This is a genomic window from Cyclobacterium jeungdonense, from assembly GCF_010994275.1.
Lineage (GTDB): Bacteria > Bacteroidota > Bacteroidia > Cytophagales > Cyclobacteriaceae > Cyclobacterium > Cyclobacterium jeungdonense.
This window is the reverse complement of sequence record NZ_WMCD01000001.1, coordinates 717,477-736,374: the sequence shown is the minus strand read 5'-3', so window position 1 is coordinate 736,374 and position 18,898 is coordinate 717,477. Positions and strand designations below refer to the sequence as shown.

The following is an 18,898-nucleotide window of genomic DNA, read 5'->3' as shown; positions in this document are numbered from 1 at the left end:
TTCAAAAATCCCCAGTTCCTATGAGCTACGGATAGACCGTTTCCCGCAAGAACTACGGAATCACACATATATTAATAGTAATTTAACTATCTTTGCCCGCAATTCTGATACCGTTGCTATAAGGAAAAAACCAGTGGTATAAACAGGTTGTATTTTAACGGGTTCATAACTACAATTTAATTATAAATATCTATGAAAACAAAAAAAATGCTTTTTCTAGCGACTATTTTGTCATTGGTCCAATTAGTCGGATTTGCTCAAATTAACATGCCTCCGGCAAGCCCTCACAGTAAAGTGTCTCAACAAATGGGATTGACTGTCTTGCATTTGGATTATTCCAGACCGGGAAAAAAAGGAAGGGAAATTTTTGGAGAACTGGTGCCCTTTGGGCAAGTATGGAGAACCGGTGCAAATAATCCTACAACACTTGAATTTGATACGGATGTTCGTGTAAACGGTCAGGCGCTTCCAGCCGGAAAATATGCCCTGTACACCATCCCCGGTAAAAACCAATGGACCGTCATTTTCTCCAAAAAGACCGAACTTTGGGGAGCAATGGGTTACAGCGCCGAAGATGATGCCTTGCGAATCCAGGTACCGGCAAGAAAGCAAAAACCAGTGGTGGAAACCATGACCATTCAGTTTGCGGAACTTACGGATACCGGTGCTACCGTTAACCTTTCCTGGGATAAAACGCAAATTGAATTTCGAATCGAATCAGAAGTAGACCCGATTGTAATGAAACAAATCAGGGAATTGCTAATCGACCAGGAATCTGATAATCCGGGCCTCTATTTTCAGGCAGCAAATTATTACTTCACCAATGATAAAGACCTGAATACCGCTCTTGAATGGATTACCAAGTCGGTAAATCAGGACCCCAAGTACTATACGGTGCACCTAAAAGCAAAAATCCAGGCCAAATTAGGTATGAAAACAGAAGCCGTTGAGACCGCTGAAAGATCAATGGCGATGGCCGAAGAAGCCAATAATCCCGACTACGTAAGATTAAACGAGCGATTGATTGAATCGCTTAAATAATTTTTTATATGGAGCTGCTCAAAATGCAGCTCCAATTTCTTTATTTTTTTGGTTCAGGTCCTATTCCCGACTGAATCAACATGGCCATCAGCATCACCAATAAACAGCCAATGGCATTGTACCAAAGGTACCCCACATCCACATCAAAACCATACAGGGTGGTTCCATTGAAATAGTGAAGGGTTAATATCATCAATTCCGCAATGATAGCTGCGATAAATACTGCCTTTCCCCCTACCCATTTCAGAAAAAATCCTACCAAAAAGATGCCCAGAATGGTTCCGTAAAACAGGGACCCCAGCAAATTGACAGCCTGAATCAGGTTTTCAAATAAGGTAGCATAGGTTGCAAAGAGAACAGCAAACAATCCCCAAAGTGCTGTAAACCATTTTGAGGACAGCATGTAATGCCTGGAACTACCGGTTGTATGCAAGGAGCGCTTGTAAATATCTATGGTGGTGGTGGATGACAGCGCATTCAATTCGGATGCGGTAGAAGACATGGCTGCGCTGAAAATTACAGCAAATAGCAATCCCACAATCCCCTTCGGTAGGTAATCCATCACAAATCGCATGAATACGTAATCTGTATCATTGGTTTCCGCCAGGGGATCGTTTCTGACAATCAACGCTTTCACCTGCTTCCTTACCTGCTCCTGCTGGTAAGACTGTTCAAAAATCGCTGATTTATATTTCTGTGTTTCCTGCGTATTTTCGGACTTAATAGCTCCTAGCAACTCCTGAATGCTTTGGCTCTTACTTTGGAACACTTCTGTATATTCTTTTTCAAGTTCTTCCAACTCGCCAAGGTATTCGCTTTGCTTGAGATTATCCAACTGAACGGTATTAAAGATGACAGGGGGCTGAAAAAACTGGTAAAACACAAAAACCATCACCCCGATAAACAGGATAACGAATTGCATGGGCACCTTCAAAAACCCGTTCATCATCAATCCCATTCTGCTTTGGGTCAGGGAGCGTCCGCTCAGATAGCGTTGAACCTGTGATTGGTCGGTTCCGAAATAGGAAAGGAACAAAAACAAAGCACCAGTAACCCCAGACCAAAAATTATAGCGATCCGAAAGGTCAAATTCAAAATTGACAATGTTTAACTTTTCCATCTTCCCAGCCAAATGCAAGGCGTCGGTAAATTTCACCGGAATCATTTGAATGACGATAATTCCGGCCAGAATCATACCACCCATCATGACCGTCATTTGTTGTTTCTGTGTAATGGATACGGCTTTAGTTCCTCCGGATACGGTATAAATGATCACAACCAGTCCAATAAAGAAATTGGTAATGGTCAGGTTCCACCCCAAAAGGGTGGATAATATTATCGAGGGAGCATAGATGGTAATCCCGGCAGCCAGGCCTCGTTGGATCAAAAATAACCCAGCAGTAAGGGTTCGGGTTTTCAGATCAAAACGGGATTCGAGATATTCGTAAGCCGTGTATACCTTCAACCGATAGTAGATCGGTAAAAAAACCACCGAAATAATAATCATGGCCACGGGTAATCCGAAGTAAAACTGAATAAAGCGCATGCCATCTGCATAGGCTTGTCCCGGGGTACTCAAAAAAGTAATGGCCGAAGCCTGCGTGGCCATAATGGAAAGTCCGATGGTCCACCAGCTTAGATCATTTCCTCCCCGAAGGTACTTATCCATGTCCTTGGGGCCATAGGTTTTGTAAACGCCATAAGAAGCAATGGCCAGCAAGGTGCCAAACATGATGGCCCAATCCAGGTAACTCATGAAAAAGCCAGGGTTAACCAATAAAACAACGCAATCAATACGGCCAGGACCACTACCTGCATCCAGTACAAACCGGCCCAGTGCCGAAAGTCCTTCTCCTTACTCATTGCCTTGTTCGATTAAATTTACAAATAACTTGATAGCTCCCGGTACGCCAGCTGGCAGTAATCGAAACCAGGATATGCCCGAATAGGTATAGTGCCCCGATCCATAACTGCTCACTAAAAGTGATCCCCGGGTGGGTGGTTCGTTTGGATCCTGCATTTCCAGAGGAGTTTGATAGCGATCATCCCAATTGCCAGGAAAATACAGCCCTCGTTCCTGAACCCATCCCTTAAAATCACTTTCACTGATCTCATTTGGAAAATTCATCACCGGATGCTCTTTCAACAGAATTTTAACCGGTGACTCCTCAACCGTAATCCTGTCTCTGGATAGTTCCAAAGGGTAAGGTCCAAATTCTCTGGACAGCAAAGGTGAGCTGGTATTGTACTGAACAATCAGATTGCCTCCTTCTTTAACGTAGTCCATCAAAGCCGCCGTCTGATTGGCCAGGTTCTGATTAACATTAAAGGCGCGAATTCCCACTATGAGCGTGGAATAATTACTGAAAATAGCAGGTCCCATGTTGCTGTTTTCGAGAATTTCCACCGTGTAGCCCAGGTTTCTCAAAACTTCAGGAATATCATCGCCGGCACCCGGAATGTAGCCAATTGTCTGACTCCGCATGTCCATATTTAACCGTATCAGGTTAAAGGAGGCTTGTGGAAAATAAGTCAGATTGGGAATATGCGGATGCTCTATACGTTTTTTTCCCTGGTCGTAAATCCTCCCCTCCTGGGTTTTATAAAAAACGGTATGGGAAGATCGGGCTTCCCCATTAGGATTGGTTAGAGCGAGGTTAAAATAGATTCTGTTGTTGGCCCTGTCCTCTATACGCTCCACTACAGAATAATCGTCCCTACCCAATCCGCTGATACCCAATGTTCCTTCTTCCAATTCTTCCTCAAACGCCAGGGTAACGCCTATATTTGCCTCCTGTTTCCCTAATAAAAAGACATTTTCCTGATCAATCGAAAGGGAAATTTTTGGCACTACCGTGAATGGCTGAATGATTTCGCCATTTACCTGATCATTATATCGGTACTGTAGCGGAATGTTAACCTTAAAAAGTTGATCTTTAATCCGGAAACGAAGGGTTCCTGAAACAGCCGGATCATTAAAGGGTTTTCCTATTGCTTGCTGTGATTCTACGATATAAAGGTTTTCCTTGGGTGGGCTTTTCAGCCAATAAGGCTGCGATATAGGATGGGTTGCCGGTATCTGAAGTTCATGCTCCCATTCAAACGGCTGATTATCCGCTACCTTGCCCTCCAATTCATAAACACTATCCAGTACCTCAAATTCTTCCAGTTGCACACCCTGCTCACCAGGTAGGTTGACTATCAGTTTCCCCTGGATTTGATCTGATGGATAAGACAACTCTTTGTCGGCCAAAAACAAAGCCTTCCAACCCAGTACATCCAGAATAATCCGTTCTAGCTGGTTTTGTTTTTCTTTGACCCAAGGTAAACTTTCCTGAACCTGATTTAATTGCGCTTTAATTTCCAGTAGACGGGGCAGGTTGTTGCCCGGATTTGCAAAATCGAACGTGTCAAGGAGTATTTCAATACTATTTTTAATCTCAGCACCTTTATCCAGATTTCGCCAGCGGTCCGGAATTCCTTCAAAAGGGTCGTTTTCAAAAGGAGCTCCAGCGACGAATTCGATAAAATCTTTACTTTCACCGATACTGGCAGTAGAACCAAACCCCTGGGATTTATGCATGGTGCGACTATCGGCTGCAATTTGCGAATAGCTGGTACCCAAAAGGGAATTAAATGCACCAACTGGAAAGGTGTGGTAAGGAATACCGGGTTTGGGTTCGTACTGTGCGCCCCAATTATAAGCATTCCAAAATATCCGTTTTGCAGACCAGGGCTCCACCCATTTCAACTGCTCAGGGAAGGCATTGGCGTTTCCAGAGAGTACGAAGGCCTCCCCAGCAAGAATGGCAGAGGTAGTATGATGACCATGAGTTGTGCCTGGAATGGTATTAAATCGGGTAATAAGCAGGTCCGGTTGAAAATTGCGGATCACCCATACCAGATCGGATAGCAATTTGTTTCGATCCCAATTGCTCAGGGTTTCGTCTGGATTACGGCTGTATCCAAAATCGATGGCTCGGGAAAAGAATTGCCGGCCTCCATCCGTTTCCCTTGCTTTAAGCAATTCCTGCGTACGGATCATTCCCAATTCGATACCCAATTCTTTTCCGATCAGGTTTTGGCCGCCACCTCCCCGGGTCAGGGACAGGTAACCTACTTCAGCATGTTCTGCATTCGCCAAATAGGCTATCAGCCTTGTGTTTTCGTCATCGGGATGAGCAGCCAGGTACAAGACCCTTTTGGTTTCCTTGAGCTTCAGTAAGTCATGGTAAATTTCCGAACTGCTCTGAGCGCTTGTAAAAGAACAAAATCCCGGAAACAATCCCAGGACGAAAAGGAAGACGGTGGAAAAAAGACGCGTTGGTGTAGGTATCATATTTCAAGCTAAGCATAGTATATGCGATCCTAAAACTAATTTACATTAGTGGAAATATAGGCAGATTAAAACCCCTAAGAAATTTATTCGTTTGGCAACACTGCTTGTTAAAGTTATTTTTTACCAGTATATTCTGCCTGTAAGATAAGTAAATTTTACCATGGCCGTAACGAAAAAACATAAAGATATTCCCGGAAATCCTTCTGCAACAGCTGGCGGGAAGGTAAAATTAAACAACCGCTCGCAAAACAAACCCTTGAAGGTACTGACTGAGGTAGACTGGAAATTCTGGAAAGAAAATGGGTATGTGATTGTCAAAAAGGCAGTTCCAAGAGGTTATACCACCCGTCTGCAAAGCCTGTTATGGGAATTTGAGGAGAAGAATCCTGATGATTCCGAAACCTGGTATGCTGCGAGTAAAGGTGAAATGAAAATGAAAGAACTCACCAATAGTGGCATGGTGGAAATCTACAATCACCAATACTTATGGGATATCCGTCAATATCCCAAGGTTTACGAATCCTTCGCTGACATCTGGGGAATAGATGAATTGTGGGTAACCATAGACCGGGCCAATCTCAACCTCCCTGCACGGCCGGATTTTGAATTCAAGGGATTTATTCACTGGGATTACGATCCCGAATCAGATGAAGACAACGTTCAGGGATTGGTCGCACTAAACGATCAGACGGATCCAAACGTGGGAGGATTTCAATGCGTCCCGGAATTGTATCGCAATTTCGATACCTGGAAAAAAAACCAACCCAATGATCGGGACATTTTCAAGCCGGATATTAGCGGGTATACCCTAACAAAGGTAAAACTGGAGGAAGGAGATTTATTGATTTTTAATAGCAAGTTGCCCCACGGTATTCGACCTAATCGAAGTAAAAATAGCGTTCGAATGGCCCAGTACATTTCCATGATGCCGGCGGCAAATGAAGATGAAGCATTAAGAAATTGGCGGATTACTTCCTGGAGGGACCGCATTGCTCCTGATGGGTTTGCTTTTCCCGGAGATCCGAGAAATTGGGAACAAACCCGCTATCCGCAAGCCAACCTCAGCCCGCTGGGAAGAAAGTTATTAGGACTGGACCTTTGGTAACATTAAAGGGTCCACCAATAGGTAAATTTTAATGCCAGTGTTCTGTTTTTTACATAAAACGGGGCCGGCAGGTAATTGTCTGTAAACACCAGATACAGATCGGAAGCGGGCTTAAATCGCCACTGAAACCGGGTATTCAGGTTAATATTGTCTATTTGCTCATTGTACTGTGCAAATGCCGTAAAAAACAGGGTATTGGTGAAGGTCACATCCACTCGTGGACCTACAAGCCAGAATCTCGTATCTCCCCAGGGCTCGGGCAAATCCAGCTGGTTGTAGTTTCCGGTTAAGGTCAGTCCCACATAAGGCTGAAAGCGGTATCCCAATTCCCCGGAAAAATTGAATCGTTCGCCATCCGCAAAATAGCCCCCATACTGAGACGAGAGCGAATAGGTAAAAAGACTCTGAGGTTTGGAAACGTATTCCATGCCTACGGAACTCCAGGTATGATTCGTAAAAGCTGCCAGGGTATCTCCACTAAAGTTGGTAGGGTCGAACGGCCGCTGCAACCAAATCCGGTTGTAAGCATATCTCGCCGTCAGATTACTTTGACTCCTGAAACGCATCGTGTAGCCCAGTTCGGTGATGTTATCGGTTTGTTCCCAATTCATGTTATAAAACAGAGACGAATTGATCGTGGGACCGTGCCGAAGAATTTTTTTGCTATCGGGAAAAAACAAATAGGCGGTATTTGGATTGATCCGGTAATAGCCATTTCTCGGAACGTAACCTACTTCGGCGGTGTATCGGGGAGAAACGTATTCGTGTTTCCATTCCCAGGTGAGATTTCCGCTGGTATATTTCAAGTTAGCGGCATGCACCAGGCTTTCCCCTGATTGGTTAGGGCTAAACGATTTTAAGAAAAAAGCCTTTCCTGTCCATAAGTTATTGGAAGAAGCCAGGTTGTACTCCAGGCCCAGGTTTCGGTTATAGTCCGTTGTTACGGTGGCATCGGTGCCATTGACACCGGGAACTTCCCCAATGGAAGCCCTATTAACAAAAATGGCCCCAATATTGGATCGTTGTCCCACGCGCCGCTGGGCAGCCATTACCGTAAAGTTCTGTGAGGGTGTCAATGTTTCCTCAACCTGTCCCGTTTGCATATTCATGGCTCCGATTCGCCAATCCCTGTTGATTTTACCGCTGAGTCGGGCACCGAACTGTATGGGCGCATTCAGCCCAATCCGTCTGGAAAAGAAGGGCCGTATGGTTTCGTAACCAAAATTGGCAAACAAATCCCCATTTTCAAGAAAGAATTGCCTTCGTTCAGGAAAAAACAATTCAAATCTGTCCAGATTGGTGATTTGCCGGTCTACTTCCACCTGAGAGAAATCAGGATTTACGGTAAGATCCAGGTTTAACGAAGAACTAATGGCAATTTTAGCATCAACTCCTACCCGGTTTTGGTAATCGGTAGGCAGACCACCCTCGTGATCCTTCACCCTGCCTCCCATAGCATATGGAATGATGGATATATTCATTCCCGCCTCTGGGGGAGCCTCGTCCCAGACCAACACTCCCGTGTAGGCCAAAGAAGCCGAGGGAAATTGCCGGGGAACGGGTGCCCAGGCAGACTTCTCGGTGGTCTTCAGGTCCAGTCGGCTGAAGTTAATACCCCATTCCCGGATACCTTTTTTATACCGGATAGATTTGAATGGGATGGCTGCTTCAAAGACCCATTTGTCTTCGTAATTCTTAACTTTGGAGACCCACTTATTATCCCAGCTAAGATCTACCTTCCCTCCTTCGTACATAATCCCATCCCACTGAGCGCCTGCCGCATTGGCACCGAACGAAAAGCCATTGGTCTGGTCATCAAAGGTGTCCATAAACAACAGGAAATTGTCATTTTTACCGAAAGAAAAATCCCGGCGCAAAGATTCCACATAATAAGGCCCGGGTACGGCATGGTGGTTAATTACCAAAAGATACAGGCGCTCCTCATCATAGGTCATCATCACCTCTGTCTCCACCTGGGAAAAACTGGTATCCATGGGAAGAATCATGTAAAAATCCTTGGCTACCTCTGCGTCTTTCCACGCTTGTTCGTCCACGATTCCATCTATGGTGATGGACGAGCTGGCTCGTTTTATATGCAACTTGTAATCTTCATTGATCTTCTGACCCCATGCCGGAAGGCTTAAAAGAACTGCCACCAGAATAAACCAACTATTTCGTACCGTTTTTCCCATATTATTCAACACCCAACCTGGAAGATTGACTGCGTCCTTGCTTAGATTAATAAAAATTTGAAGCGCAATTATAGCCTAAATAATATAATTACGAACTTTTTTTTGGCCTTAATTCCCAAAAAGTACCGAAAATTACGTTGATAGCTGATGCAAGGTATAAGTGGTCAGTCTCTTATTGTCTTCTGCTTGATTTCTCCGGTCACCTTGTCTTTCAGAATTACTTTTTCCGCTCCGTTAGGTAATATTTCTTTTTTAATTAAGTAGTACTTTTCATCGTAGGAAACCTGGCTTTTTTCCTCTCTAATTCCGCTATCACCGCGCCAGTCTTCCAGTATTACTTTTTCCCATTTTTTACTTTTTGCTGAGAGAAAGGCAGCATCCAGAATGGCATTCACCACATAACCATCATAAAAGGTTTCCTGTGGTTCTATTCCCTGCTCCATGGCATCAAACATATCACTAAACATTTGCGGATAACCAAGTTCATGTGACTCATCGCCAACCGGAAAAAGCCAACCGGAATCTGACTCGGCTTTTTCAGCGATATAGTTTTCTCCTTTACCTGTTGTAAACATCTCAAAGCCGGTGCGTAAAAAACTGTTCAACCAAACAGTACCTTCCGTACCCATCACCTCGTCCCGTAAATCCATTCCTCCCCGAAAAGTCCAGCTAACTTCAAATTGCCCGATGGCCCCATTTTCATACTTAACCAAACCAATCGCATGATCCTCCGCATCGATTGGATGCACCTGGGTAGCTGCCCAACACATCACTTCCACCGGACGAATCGATTTACCTATAAAGTTTCTACTTATTTCTACACAATGGCAGCCTAAATCAATAATGGCTCCCCCTCCTGATTGCTCTTTATCCCAAAACCAATCGCTGTGAGGACCGGGATGCGCTTCTCTTGATTTGGTCCACAGGATTTTGCCCAGATTTCCTGCTTTTATGCTGGCCAGGGATTTCAAAAACTTGGAGGTGTAACACAGATCTTCCAAATAACCTGCAAATATGCCGGCTTTCTCCACTGCCTCCAGCATGCGTTTGGCCTCGCTGGCATTTCGACCCAATGGCTTGGTGCATAATACCGCCTTCTGGGCAGCCACACAAGCCAGCACCGCTTCTTCATGTAAATGGTTAGGAAGCGCGACTATCACAGCATCTACTTCTGGGTCCTGAATGATTTTTTCCATCTCACTACCGTATTTATTCAGGCCAAAATCAGCAGCAAACTTTTTCGCGTGAGAGGTATTTCGGGAATAGACGGATAGAATCCGATCCTTTCTTCGTTGTGCATGAAGCGTGGTGGCGTAAAAGCGAGCAATAAAGCCCGAACCGAGCATGGCGATATTCATTGATCTGTTTTTTTGGGTTTGGGAATAAAAGTAGTAAAATTGACGGGGATTGAAAATGGATGTCCCAGGAATCTGTTTGTTTTCTCGAGTAGTGATAAATAAAACGTCCATTTAACAAAAAATGAATTCCCGTATTCCGACATGCACAGATTGATCAAAGCCGATACCCTCCCTGCATTTTTGGATTGGATAAAGATTAGGGCTATTGAGTTGGAGTACCTTCCTTCCCAACACAAGCTAAACATTTATAAAGACGGAATCCGTGTGGGTGCTTTACGGCTTCCCTTACATTATAATTGGGAGGCCGAAACCGGAAAAATCTGGCCAAAGGAGACGAACTGGATTCTGTTTATGGTTCGTGCTGGAATTGCCGCCGTGGGGTATTTTGAAAATGGCAGCAACATCTCACATAATGTTTATCGGGCATACATGGTCAGGAAAAAGCAGGGGAAAAGTCAAATTAAATACTTGAAAACCAAAGGAAAATCGAGAGCCGGTTCAAGGGTTCGTCTGGGAGAAGCGGAGGTTTTTTTCCAGGAAATCCATGAAAAAGTCACCTCCTATCTGCGTCATCATCCGGTAGATATGATCGGGTATTCCTGTTCAAAAACGTTGTGGCCGTTTATTTTTAACGCCGGCACCGGCATTGATAAGGACGATCCCAGGCTTTACAAGATCCCCCTACACGTACAACATCCCACCTACGAAACCCTTCTCCAGGTTAACGAAACGTTACAAGCGGCCACTCTGGAATTTGAAGAGGAGTTGTCAGACTGGTTTAAGGATTCTGGGAAGCCCGGGCTGTCACCTTACCCGGATGATGAGGACGAGCAATGGTAGGGGCTGATCCCTTAATGAATTTTGGTGAACTTCCTACAGGCCTTTGGGAAATATTGCTTCGCTCCCATTATCTTTGTTTTCGAAGTAATCAACAACTATGCTATACGATATAACAATTATTGGAGGAGGGATTGTGGGATTGGCCACAGGACTAAAAATTAAAACCCAACGACCGGATCTGTCCGTAGTGATATTGGAAAAAGAAACGGCACTTTCCCGGCACCAAACCGGAAATAACAGTGGGGTTATTCATTCTGGCCTTTATTACAAACCCGGGAGTTTGAAAGCTAAAAATTGCATCGACGGGTACCGGCAGCTTTTGGATTTTTGCGAAACACATTCCGTTCCTTATGAAATAACTGGCAAGGTAGTCGTGGCTACCGATAAGGCGCAGTTGCCTCAGTTGAAGTTTTTGATGGAACGGGGTCTTGCGAACGGCCTCACAGGAATAAGGTCCATCAGCTCAGAGGAGTTGAAGGAGTTTGAACCCTATTGTCAAGGGCTAGGTGCCTTGCACGTTCCCCAAACGGGAATTGTAGACTATACCGCTGTAGCACTAGCTTACGCCGCAGCATTTCAAGGTCTTGGAGGAGATGTAGCAACATCACATAAAGTATTGGATATCAAAACAGTAAAAGATTCTATCTTAATAAGTACTTCACAAAAAGAAATCAGATCTAGGGTGCTGGTTAATTGTGCCGGTTTGTATGCAGATAAAATAGCTGAATTACATGAGGGAAAGTCCCCAGACATCAGGATCATTCCATTTCGGGGAGAATATTTTAAAATCAAAAAAGAACGGGAATACCTGGTAAAAAATCTGATTTATCCGGTACCTGATCCCAACTTTCCCTTTTTGGGAGTACATTTCACACGCATGATGAAAGGAGGCGTAGAGGCTGGTCCCAATGCTGTAATGGCCTTTAAAAAGGAAGGATATAAAAAATTTGACTTTAACTTAAAGGAGTTTTATGAGGCTGTGACCTGGCCTGGCCTGCAAAAGGTAGCCGCTAAATATTGGAAAACGGGGCTGGGGGAATACCAGCGGTCTTTCTCAAAAAAAGCTTTTACAAAAGCATTACAAGCCTTGTTACCAGATATTCAGGAAAGTGATCTGGAAGCCGGTGGAGCAGGTGTACGGGCACAGGCCTGTGATCGGGACGGTGGATTATTGGATGATTTCGCTATTCGGGAAACGGCCAGAGCAGTACATGTAATTAATGCGCCTTCCCCTGCCGCAACAAGCGCCCTATCCATCGGTGACAAGGTTTGTTCCCTGGTGCTTTCCAAAATGGGATAGTTAATGCTTTTTTATTGCTCATGCCATTTCCAAAAGTGAATCGTCGAACGAATCAAATCCTGGTACTCATCAATATTTAATGGTTTGATCATGTAGGCATTTGCTCCAAGCCGAATGGCTTTTTTGATATCCGCTGTATTGGAACTAGTGGAAAAAACGATCACAGGGATCAGCTCCCATCCTGAGGTGGATCGAAGTTTTTCCAACACCTCGAATCCATTGATTTTGGGCATATTAATATCCAGCAGTACCAGGCACTTCCCAATACCGTGATGAGATTCCGTATAAGACAAAAATTCTTCTGGATCGGAATAGCTACTAAAGTTTGGGCATCCTACTTCATTTAAAAGTGCATTTTCTACGAGGAGGGCATCAACATGACTATCGTCCACCATCAATAAACTTATGTTCATACTTAAATTAGACTCTTTAAATGCTGTTCTTGGGATTAGGGGTACCATTGCCAGCACTGAAACCCCATCCAGAAACAAATATAGGCCAAGGGATTCATATCAACTATTTTCCAGGAGACATTAGGTTTGATTAAATCCAAATAAATACAAAGTTCTTAAAATCAGTTATAAATGACTCAAAAAGTGAAATTTACGTCTAAAAACAACAATTAAATCGGATGGAATTAGCGGTACTGTTTTACTTCTTCCAGCACAGCATGAACGGCGTCCTGGAATTCCTTCTTATGGGCTTCAAGCCCCTCACTGAATCCATTATCCTGCATAAATCGTTTCCCATTTCCCAGGGTTACAGCCAATCTTTCCAAACCAAACAATCCCAGGGTGGGCTTTATTTTGTGTCTGGCCTGTTTGATAACAGGCAAACTTTTTTCCTTAATTCCTATTAAATAACTATTCTCCAATTCGGTAAGCGCTACTTCAATGGCTTCCAATAGCTGTTTTCTAAAATCCGCATCGTCTTCCACCATATCATCAATTTTCTGGAAATCGATATTTTTGTACTTTTTATTCATAAGTTATGCTTGCGTTGAAGATTTACCTGCCAAAAATCCGGTACTCCAGGCCACCTGAAAATTATACCCTCCAGTGATCCCGTCCACATCCATTACCTCTCCTGCAAAGTAAAGGCCCGGTATCTTTTTGCTTTCCAGGGAATTGGGATCTATTTCATCCAATGCGATCCCTCCTGCCGTAACAAATTCCTCCTTAAAGGTAGTTTTTCCTGAGATTATTAATGGAAATTTGAATAGATTTTCTATCAATTTATTTATTTTCTTTTTACTGGCACCTTCCCATTTTAATTCCTCCTCCATGCCTGCCTCTGAAGCCAGAAAATCCCAAAGTCTCGCCGGAACTTCAAAGAGCGGGTTTTTTCGAATGGTTTTTCGAGGGTGTTTGCTTTTGAAAGCTGCCAATTGCGTGGCCAGTCCTTCAGGAGTAAAACCTTCATCCCAACGAATCAGGGCTACGGCATGATAGCTCTTGTTATGCAGCCATTTGGCTCCAAATGCAGATAGCTTCAATACCGCTGGGCCACTGATTCCCCAATGAGTGATAAGAATGGGACCAGAATAAGTCAATTTACTTCCTTCAAAACGAATCTGCCCATTGGGAACACTTATCCCTTTAAGTTTAATTAGCTCTGTTTCCGGAGCATTAAAAGTAAACAGCGATGGAACCGGAGGTACCAGCGAATGTCCCAAGCGCTCCATTAGCGCATATCCCTCTCGCTTGGCAGTCCCTCCTGAGCAAATAATCAGGCGGTCCACCTCCTCAGAAAAGGATTTTCCTTCAATTTTAAAACCATCTCCATGAACTTCTATGTTTAAAACTGCCTTGTTTAATTCTACGCGGACACCTAACCGATTTGCCTCATTTAGTAGTACTGAAACTACCGATCTGGAATCATCACTTTGAGGAAAAACCCTACCATCCGTTTCCGTCTTCAACGGCACTCCCCTGCTTTCAAACCAGGAAAAAGTATCTTTTGTACTGAAGTGTGGGAAGACTTTTTTTAAAAACCTGCTGCCTCTCGGATAACCTTTTAGTAACTCACTATTTTTAAAAGTACCTTGCGTAACGTTACACCTACCGCCTCCCGATACCAATACTTTCGAAAGTACTTTTTGGTTTTTTTCAAAGAGTATAACTTTATGTCCGGAACAGGCGGCATGTATGGCGGCAAAAAAGCCTGCTGCCCCACCACCAACCACACCAATTGTCATATATAAGAGTTATTAGAACGTGAATGCACCGTATTAATCTCAAAATTATCCATTTTTAAGGAATTCCATGTCAAAACAGCGAAAAAAAATAAAAAGAAGGCATAAAACAAGACCAAAAAATTCCTTCTGGCTGCTTATACTAATTACATTAATACTTTTTTTTCTCGCGCTGTTGAGCATTGAGGAATGGCAAAAAAGCAAAAACAGATTCCATTCTGAGAAAAAAGAAACCATTTCGGAAAAAACTGATGTAAAAGCTCCCAAACCAGTTATCGATAAAAGTGCTTCAAAAAAGCCACTGAAAGCGTTACCGGATAATCAGGGATTTAGCCACGACCTCATCCCATTACTTTTAATAGCCAATATGCCTGATGGCGTACCAGTCCAAATCGTGGATCACGAATTTTATTTGCTTGCCTATCAGGAATCCTATGAACAGGCCGCCTGGGTAGCCTATCAGCTAAGCAAGGATGAGCTATCCGGGCCTTACCGCAGAAAAGATGTGTTTCGGGAGGATGGGGTTGTTATTACCGGCTCAGCTCATCCGGATGATTACCGCCTATCCGGTTTCGACAGGGGCCATTTGGCACCGGCTGCCGATTTTAGTTTTTCAGAACAGGCAATGGAGAAAAGCTTTTACATGAGCAATATTTCCCCCCAATTGCCGGGATTTAACCGAGGCATCTGGAGAAAACTAGAACAACAGGTGCGTGCCTGGGCAAGGGAATACGAACAGGTTCTGGTGGTTACCGGTCCCCTATTCATGACAGCTGATCCAAAACATATTGGCGAAAATGAAGTGCTTGTCCCTGATTATTTTTTTAAAGTATTATTTGAAATTCATCCTCCATCCTATAAAATGCTGGCTTTTTTGTTAAAAAATCAAAAATCAAACCGACCTTTATTGGATTATGCTATTTCTGTAGATAGTTTAGAACAATTTTCCGGAATTGATTTCTTTTTTCACCTTCCGGATAGTATTGAAAACGAATTAGAAAAAAAGGTATCCTATGAAGATTGGTTGGAATAATGGCAAAGGCTTTTTGGTATTGCTTTTCCTCAGCCTGAATTTTGTAACCGCCCGGGCTCAGCATCAGCCCAGCCTGGGATCCACTGCCCGCCTGATGGACAGGGCACTCGCCGCTATGGCGAGTGAAAAATACCAGGACGCTAATGCTCATTTTCGGGAAATTATTGCCAGTAACCTGCCCATACCCCCGGAGATGCCCTATTATTTTGCAGAAACCCTTTACCAATTGGGCCAATATCATAATAGTGATAATTTTGTCCGTAAATACCTGGATCTAAATGGTTTTGAAGGCGAACATTACACCAATGCCAGGGCTTTGCTGGAGAAATTGGCAGATCCCATGGCAGCCATTCGCTCCTGTGAATTCTGTGATTCCAGAGGATACCGATACCAAACCTGTACGACCTGCCACGGCGAAGGCCATACCGAGCAACCTTGCTCATTATGTAGGGGACATGGAGTAATCGGCTGTAGCCGCTGCGCAGGAGACGGACTGGTCACCAAAAAAAATGTCTTCAATATCGTGGAATACTTCGAATGCGAACGCTGTTCCGGAGAAGGCAGGCTGACCTGTACCCAATGTAACGGTAGTCTGGTGGAGCAAGGCGTTTGTGCCACTTGCGGGGGAAGTGGAACGCTCGAATCAGAGACGATTTGCGATCACCTGCAGACAGAATAAAAACAGCCGGCATGCATCACATGTCGGCTGTTTTATGGGAAAAAGGAATTCAACTATTGACAATAGTTTTTCAAGCCTTCATTGGCCGTATCGTAACCATTCTCCAGAGCAGTCCTAAAATCATCACAGGCTTTGCTTACCTCTTCTGTGGCGACAAACAACATGCCCCTGTAATAGTAATATTGCCCATTTTTCGGACTCATTTTAATCGCTGCGTTATACTCCCGGAGCGCTTCCTTCACATTACCAATTCGGTGCATGGATCTTGCCTTCAGAAAGTAAGCCGTTGACGGTGCCCCAGAAATTTCCACCGCGTTGTCAGCATACATTAAAGCCAATTCCGGGTTATCATTCTTGTGATAGAGATTCGAAAGGCTCAATAAAACCTGGATGTTCTTTGGCTCTTGAGCCAGTGCCCGCTTGAAGCTTGTTTCTGCGGCTTTAAAATCTTCCAACTCCTCGTGCGCCCGCCCTTTATTATAGAGCGCTTTTACGTTATCCGGCCTCTTTTCCAGGTAATTGGCGTAAGCCATTATTGCCTCCTCATATTGACCTTCACTGTAATACTTATCTCCTTCTAAAGAAGCACTGTCTCCACAGGATACCAAAATCAAGGCTATACCAAAGGTTGTTAATAGGTTTTTAATAGAAATCATATATTACGTTACATTCATTATACTGCTACACTGTTCTCCCTTAAGGCGTCGTTAAGAGACGTTTTCAGGTCAGTGGATGCTTTGCGCTTTCCTATAATCAATGCACAAGGCACCTGAAAATCTCCAGCCTTAAATTTTTTGTTTATGGAACCGGGTATAACTACCGATCTATCAGGAACATATCCCTTATATTCCTTAGGCTCATCCCCGGTCACATCAATTATTTTTGAACTGGCTGTAAGGGTTACACCTGCCCCTACTACCGCCTCCCGGCCAATCCGTACACCTTCTACAATGATGGCTCTGGAACCAATAAAGGCTCCGTCCTCTACAATAACCGGTGCAGCCTGAATGGGCTCCAACACACCGCCTATTCCTACTCCTCCGCTCAAGTGTACATTTTTGCCAATTTGAGCACAGGAGCCTACCGTAGCCCAGGTATCCACCATGGATCCACTATCGACATAAGCACCAATATTTACATAAGAAGGCATCATCACCACACCTTTAGCAAGAAACGCGCCATATCTGGCTACCGCATGCGGCACCACCCGAACACCTTGCTTCGCATAGTTGGTTTTAAGGGCCATTTTATCGTGGAACTCAAAGGGCCCCACTTCAATTGTCCGCATCTTCTGAATGGGAAAATAGAGAATTACAGCTTTCTTTACCCAATCGTTCACCGTCCAGGATCCATCCTCTGCTGGAACAGCTACCCGCAACGAGCCATTGTCCAAATCTGCGATTACCGTCTTTATAGCGATTTGAACATCTTTTTCGTTTAATAAATCCCTGTTTTCCCAGGCTTTTTCAATAATATGCTGTAATTCTTCCATAAGTTATATTCTATTAGCTTTGTTTGAATGGTTCTTGTAATATGAGCAAAAAAATCCCTGTAATCTTAGCCTCTATCCTTAAACCCGTAGATGATTCCAGAATGTTGTATAAGCTGGGATTTTCAATGCGTGAAACAAATAAATACGACCTAAACATCATAGGTTTTTCTTCAAAAAAAACACCAAAAATTAAAAATATCCGATTTATTGAAATTTTTTCGAAATCCAGGTACCACCCTGCTCGGTTTTTGGTGCCTATTACCTTCTTGTTTCATCTTTTTTCTATCAATCCACGTCTCGTGATCCTCACTACTTTTGAACTGCTACCTGTGGCCGTGCTGGGCAAATGGTTTCTAGGGTACAAACTCGTGTATGATGTTCAGGAAAATTACAGGAAAAATATCCGCCACAATGCCACTCTCCCAGCAACTATAAGGCCTATTGCGTCTGTTTTAGTCCGGCTGATTGAATCGTCGGGACGTCCGTTTATAGATGCTCATCTGTTGGCCGAACAATGCTACCAAAAGGAAATGCCAGGCCTTCGAAATGCCACGGTGATCGAAAATAAAGCTGAATTACCACAGAAGTTCCTACCTGCATTTCGTTTGACCAATCCAAGCTCACCCCGATTCTTACTTACGGGTACCATTGCAGAAGCCTATGGGGTTAGTGAGGCCATAATCTGGTTTCTAGAGCTGCTTAAAACTGTTCCTCTTGCGCAACTACATATCCTGGGACATTGCCCAATGAAAAGCCTTGCAAAGGAACTCCAAAAGCAAGTGGACATCGATCCCAGGATCAACCTGCAAATTTCATCAATACCCCTTCCTAAACACCAGATCGAGGATGCCCTCAGAACGGCCGACGTGCTGCTGTTACCCTATCGGCCATTGCCCAGTATTGTGGATAAAATTCCCACCAAATTGTATGAAGGAATCGCCCTGCAAAAGCCCATTTTGATAAGCAAAAATCCGCTTTGGGGGTCTATCTTAAACAGGTATCCGGCAGGATTGGAAATCAACTTTAACGAGCTGCAAGACCTTGCTAATATCTGGCAGCGGTTTTCTTCCCTACAATTTTACCAAAGACCTCCGGGTACAGAAATCGACTGGCAGATAGAAAAAATCCAGCTCTTAACCATGCTGGATAAATTATAGCAAAGCGCTTAATTGTACTTTTTCATGACCCCCCGAAACATCCTTTTTGGGGCTAAATCCTCAGTAAATCAAATTTAAAACGTTGATTTATATTGACTTATAAATTTTTTAGGTAGTTATAAATTTATTTTTAGTCTATTCTAAATTTTATAAAACATTAAGTTTGGA

At 43.7% G+C, this 18,898-nt stretch carries 16 protein-coding genes; 7 read left to right on the top strand and 9 right to left on the bottom strand.

Going from position 1 to position 18,898, the window contains the following annotated elements:
- The first annotated feature begins 192 nt into the window (after positions 1-192).
- Entirely contained in the window at positions 193-1,041 is an 849-nt protein-coding gene (locus GKS34_RS02825) for a DUF2911 domain-containing protein (protein ID WP_163383284.1), read from the top strand.
- A 40-nt stretch (positions 1,042-1,081) separates the two neighbouring features.
- Here GKS34_RS02825 and GKS34_RS02820 read toward each other — a convergent pair whose 3' ends face one another.
- Entirely contained in the window at positions 1,082-2,797 is a 1,716-nt protein-coding gene (locus tag GKS34_RS02820; RefSeq protein ID WP_163383283.1) for a sodium:solute symporter family protein, read from the bottom strand.
- Positions 2,798-2,896: 99 nt separating this feature from the next.
- Positions 2,897-5,380 carry a PIG-L family deacetylase gene (locus GKS34_RS02815; RefSeq protein WP_163383282.1) on the bottom strand — a complete coding sequence of 828 codons (2,484 nt, stop codon included), beginning with the start codon at positions 5,378-5,380 and terminating at the stop codon, positions 2,897-2,899.
- A 160-nt stretch (positions 5,381-5,540) separates the two neighbouring features.
- On the opposite strand from GKS34_RS02815, the gene GKS34_RS02810 reads away from it, so the two are divergent.
- A complete protein-coding gene (locus tag GKS34_RS02810) occupies positions 5,541-6,485 on the top strand; it encodes a phytanoyl-CoA dioxygenase family protein (protein ID WP_163383281.1) in 945 nt (314 codons plus the stop codon).
- Between the two features lie 2 nt (positions 6,486-6,487).
- Here the strand turns inward: GKS34_RS02810 and GKS34_RS02805 are convergent, their stop codons facing one another.
- A complete protein-coding gene (locus tag GKS34_RS02805; protein WP_163383280.1) occupies positions 6,488-8,677 on the bottom strand; it encodes a DUF5916 domain-containing protein in 2,190 nt (729 codons plus the stop codon).
- Positions 8,678-8,841: 164 nt separating this feature from the next.
- A complete protein-coding gene (locus GKS34_RS02800) occupies positions 8,842-10,035 on the bottom strand; it encodes a Gfo/Idh/MocA family protein (RefSeq protein ID WP_163383279.1) in 1,194 nt (397 codons plus the stop codon).
- A gap of 141 nt (positions 10,036-10,176) precedes the next feature.
- On the opposite strand from GKS34_RS02800, the gene GKS34_RS02795 reads away from it, so the two are divergent.
- A complete protein-coding gene (locus GKS34_RS02795) occupies positions 10,177-10,875 on the top strand; it encodes a VLRF1 family release factor (protein WP_163383278.1) in 699 nt (232 codons plus the stop codon).
- Positions 10,876-10,972: 97 nt separating this feature from the next.
- Positions 10,973-12,175 (top strand): L-2-hydroxyglutarate dehydrogenase, encoded by a 1,203-nt coding sequence (lhgD, locus tag GKS34_RS02790; protein WP_163383277.1) that lies wholly within the window; start codon positions 10,973-10,975, stop codon positions 12,173-12,175.
- 11 nt (positions 12,176-12,186) lie between these two features.
- Here lhgD and GKS34_RS02785 read toward each other — a convergent pair whose 3' ends face one another.
- From GKS34_RS02785 to GKS34_RS02775, 3 genes are all read right to left on the bottom strand, one after another.
- Positions 12,187-12,588 (bottom strand): response regulator, encoded by a 402-nt coding sequence (locus GKS34_RS02785; protein WP_163383276.1) that lies wholly within the window; start codon positions 12,586-12,588, stop codon positions 12,187-12,189.
- Between the two features lie 224 nt (positions 12,589-12,812).
- The gene (locus tag GKS34_RS02780) at positions 12,813-13,160 is read right to left on the bottom strand and encodes a hypothetical protein (protein WP_163383275.1); all 348 of its coding nucleotides are present in this window, start codon (positions 13,158-13,160) and stop codon (positions 12,813-12,815) included.
- Between the two features lie 3 nt (positions 13,161-13,163).
- Positions 13,164-14,372 (bottom strand): BaiN/RdsA family NAD(P)/FAD-dependent oxidoreductase, encoded by a 1,209-nt coding sequence (locus GKS34_RS02775; protein ID WP_163383274.1) that lies wholly within the window; start codon positions 14,370-14,372, stop codon positions 13,164-13,166.
- A gap of 172 nt (positions 14,373-14,544) precedes the next feature.
- On the opposite strand from GKS34_RS02775, the gene GKS34_RS02770 reads away from it, so the two are divergent.
- Together GKS34_RS02770 and GKS34_RS02765 are read left to right on the top strand one after the other, a co-directional pair.
- Positions 14,545-15,402 carry a DNA/RNA non-specific endonuclease gene (locus GKS34_RS02770; protein ID WP_163383273.1) on the top strand — a complete coding sequence of 286 codons (858 nt, stop codon included), beginning with the start codon at positions 14,545-14,547 and terminating at the stop codon, positions 15,400-15,402.
- Positions 15,383-16,081, top strand: a complete 699-nt coding sequence (locus tag GKS34_RS02765) for an outer membrane protein assembly factor BamD (protein WP_163383272.1) — start codon at positions 15,383-15,385, stop codon at positions 16,079-16,081. Before GKS34_RS02770 ends, GKS34_RS02765 begins: the two co-directional genes overlap by 20 nt.
- A 53-nt stretch (positions 16,082-16,134) precedes the next feature.
- On the opposite strand, the gene GKS34_RS02760 is transcribed toward GKS34_RS02765, so the two are convergent.
- Both GKS34_RS02760 and GKS34_RS02755 read right to left on the bottom strand, forming a co-directional pair.
- A complete protein-coding gene (locus GKS34_RS02760; protein ID WP_163383271.1) occupies positions 16,135-16,737 on the bottom strand; it encodes a tetratricopeptide repeat protein in 603 nt (200 codons plus the stop codon).
- Positions 16,738-16,754: 17 nt separating this feature from the next.
- A complete protein-coding gene (locus GKS34_RS02755) occupies positions 16,755-17,573 on the bottom strand; it encodes a 2,3,4,5-tetrahydropyridine-2,6-dicarboxylate N-succinyltransferase (RefSeq protein WP_163383270.1) in 819 nt (272 codons plus the stop codon).
- Positions 17,574-17,698: 125 nt separating this feature from the next.
- Here GKS34_RS02755 and GKS34_RS02750 point away from each other — a divergent pair, with 125 nt between their 5' ends.
- Positions 17,699-18,730, top strand: coding sequence for a glycosyltransferase family protein (locus GKS34_RS02750; RefSeq protein ID WP_163383269.1), 1,032 nt, complete (start codon positions 17,699-17,701; stop codon positions 18,728-18,730).
- Positions 18,731-18,898 lie beyond the last annotated feature (168 nt).

Bases quoted from the DNA above. Each gene is read 5' to 3' on its own strand.
- GKS34_RS02755 (WP_163383270.1), bottom strand. From the start codon at position 17,573: ATGGAAGAATTACAGCATATTATTGAAAAAGCCTGGGAAAACAGGGAT.
- GKS34_RS02765 (WP_163383272.1), top strand. From the start codon at position 15,383: ATGAAGATTGGTTGGAATAATGGCAAAGGCTTTTTGGTATTGCTTTTC.
- GKS34_RS02785 (WP_163383276.1), bottom strand. From the start codon at position 12,588: ATGAACATAAGTTTATTGATGGTGGACGATAGTCATGTTGATGCCCTC.
- GKS34_RS02815 (WP_163383282.1), bottom strand. From the start codon at position 5,380: ATGATACCTACACCAACGCGTCTTTTTTCCACCGTCTTCCTTTTCGTC.
- GKS34_RS02775 (WP_163383274.1), bottom strand. From the start codon at position 14,372: ATGACAATTGGTGTGGTTGGTGGTGGGGCAGCAGGCTTTTTTGCCGCC.
- GKS34_RS02760 (WP_163383271.1), bottom strand. From the start codon at position 16,737: ATGATTTCTATTAAAAACCTATTAACAACCTTTGGTATAGCCTTGATT.
- GKS34_RS02800 (WP_163383279.1), bottom strand. From the start codon at position 10,035: ATGAATATCGCCATGCTCGGTTCGGGCTTTATTGCTCGCTTTTACGCC.
- GKS34_RS02750 (WP_163383269.1), top strand. From the start codon at position 17,699: ATGCGTGAAACAAATAAATACGACCTAAACATCATAGGTTTTTCTTCA.
- GKS34_RS02795 (WP_163383278.1), top strand. From the start codon at position 10,177: ATGCACAGATTGATCAAAGCCGATACCCTCCCTGCATTTTTGGATTGG.
- lhgD (WP_163383277.1), top strand. From the start codon at position 10,973: ATGCTATACGATATAACAATTATTGGAGGAGGGATTGTGGGATTGGCC.
- GKS34_RS02805 (WP_163383280.1), bottom strand. From the start codon at position 8,677: ATGGGAAAAACGGTACGAAATAGTTGGTTTATTCTGGTGGCAGTTCTT.
- GKS34_RS02810 (WP_163383281.1), top strand. From the start codon at position 5,541: ATGGCCGTAACGAAAAAACATAAAGATATTCCCGGAAATCCTTCTGCA.
- GKS34_RS02780 (WP_163383275.1), bottom strand. From the start codon at position 13,160: ATGAATAAAAAGTACAAAAATATCGATTTCCAGAAAATTGATGATATG.
- GKS34_RS02825 (WP_163383284.1), top strand. From the start codon at position 193: ATGAAAACAAAAAAAATGCTTTTTCTAGCGACTATTTTGTCATTGGTC.
- GKS34_RS02820 (WP_163383283.1), bottom strand. From the start codon at position 2,797: ATGAGTTACCTGGATTGGGCCATCATGTTTGGCACCTTGCTGGCCATT.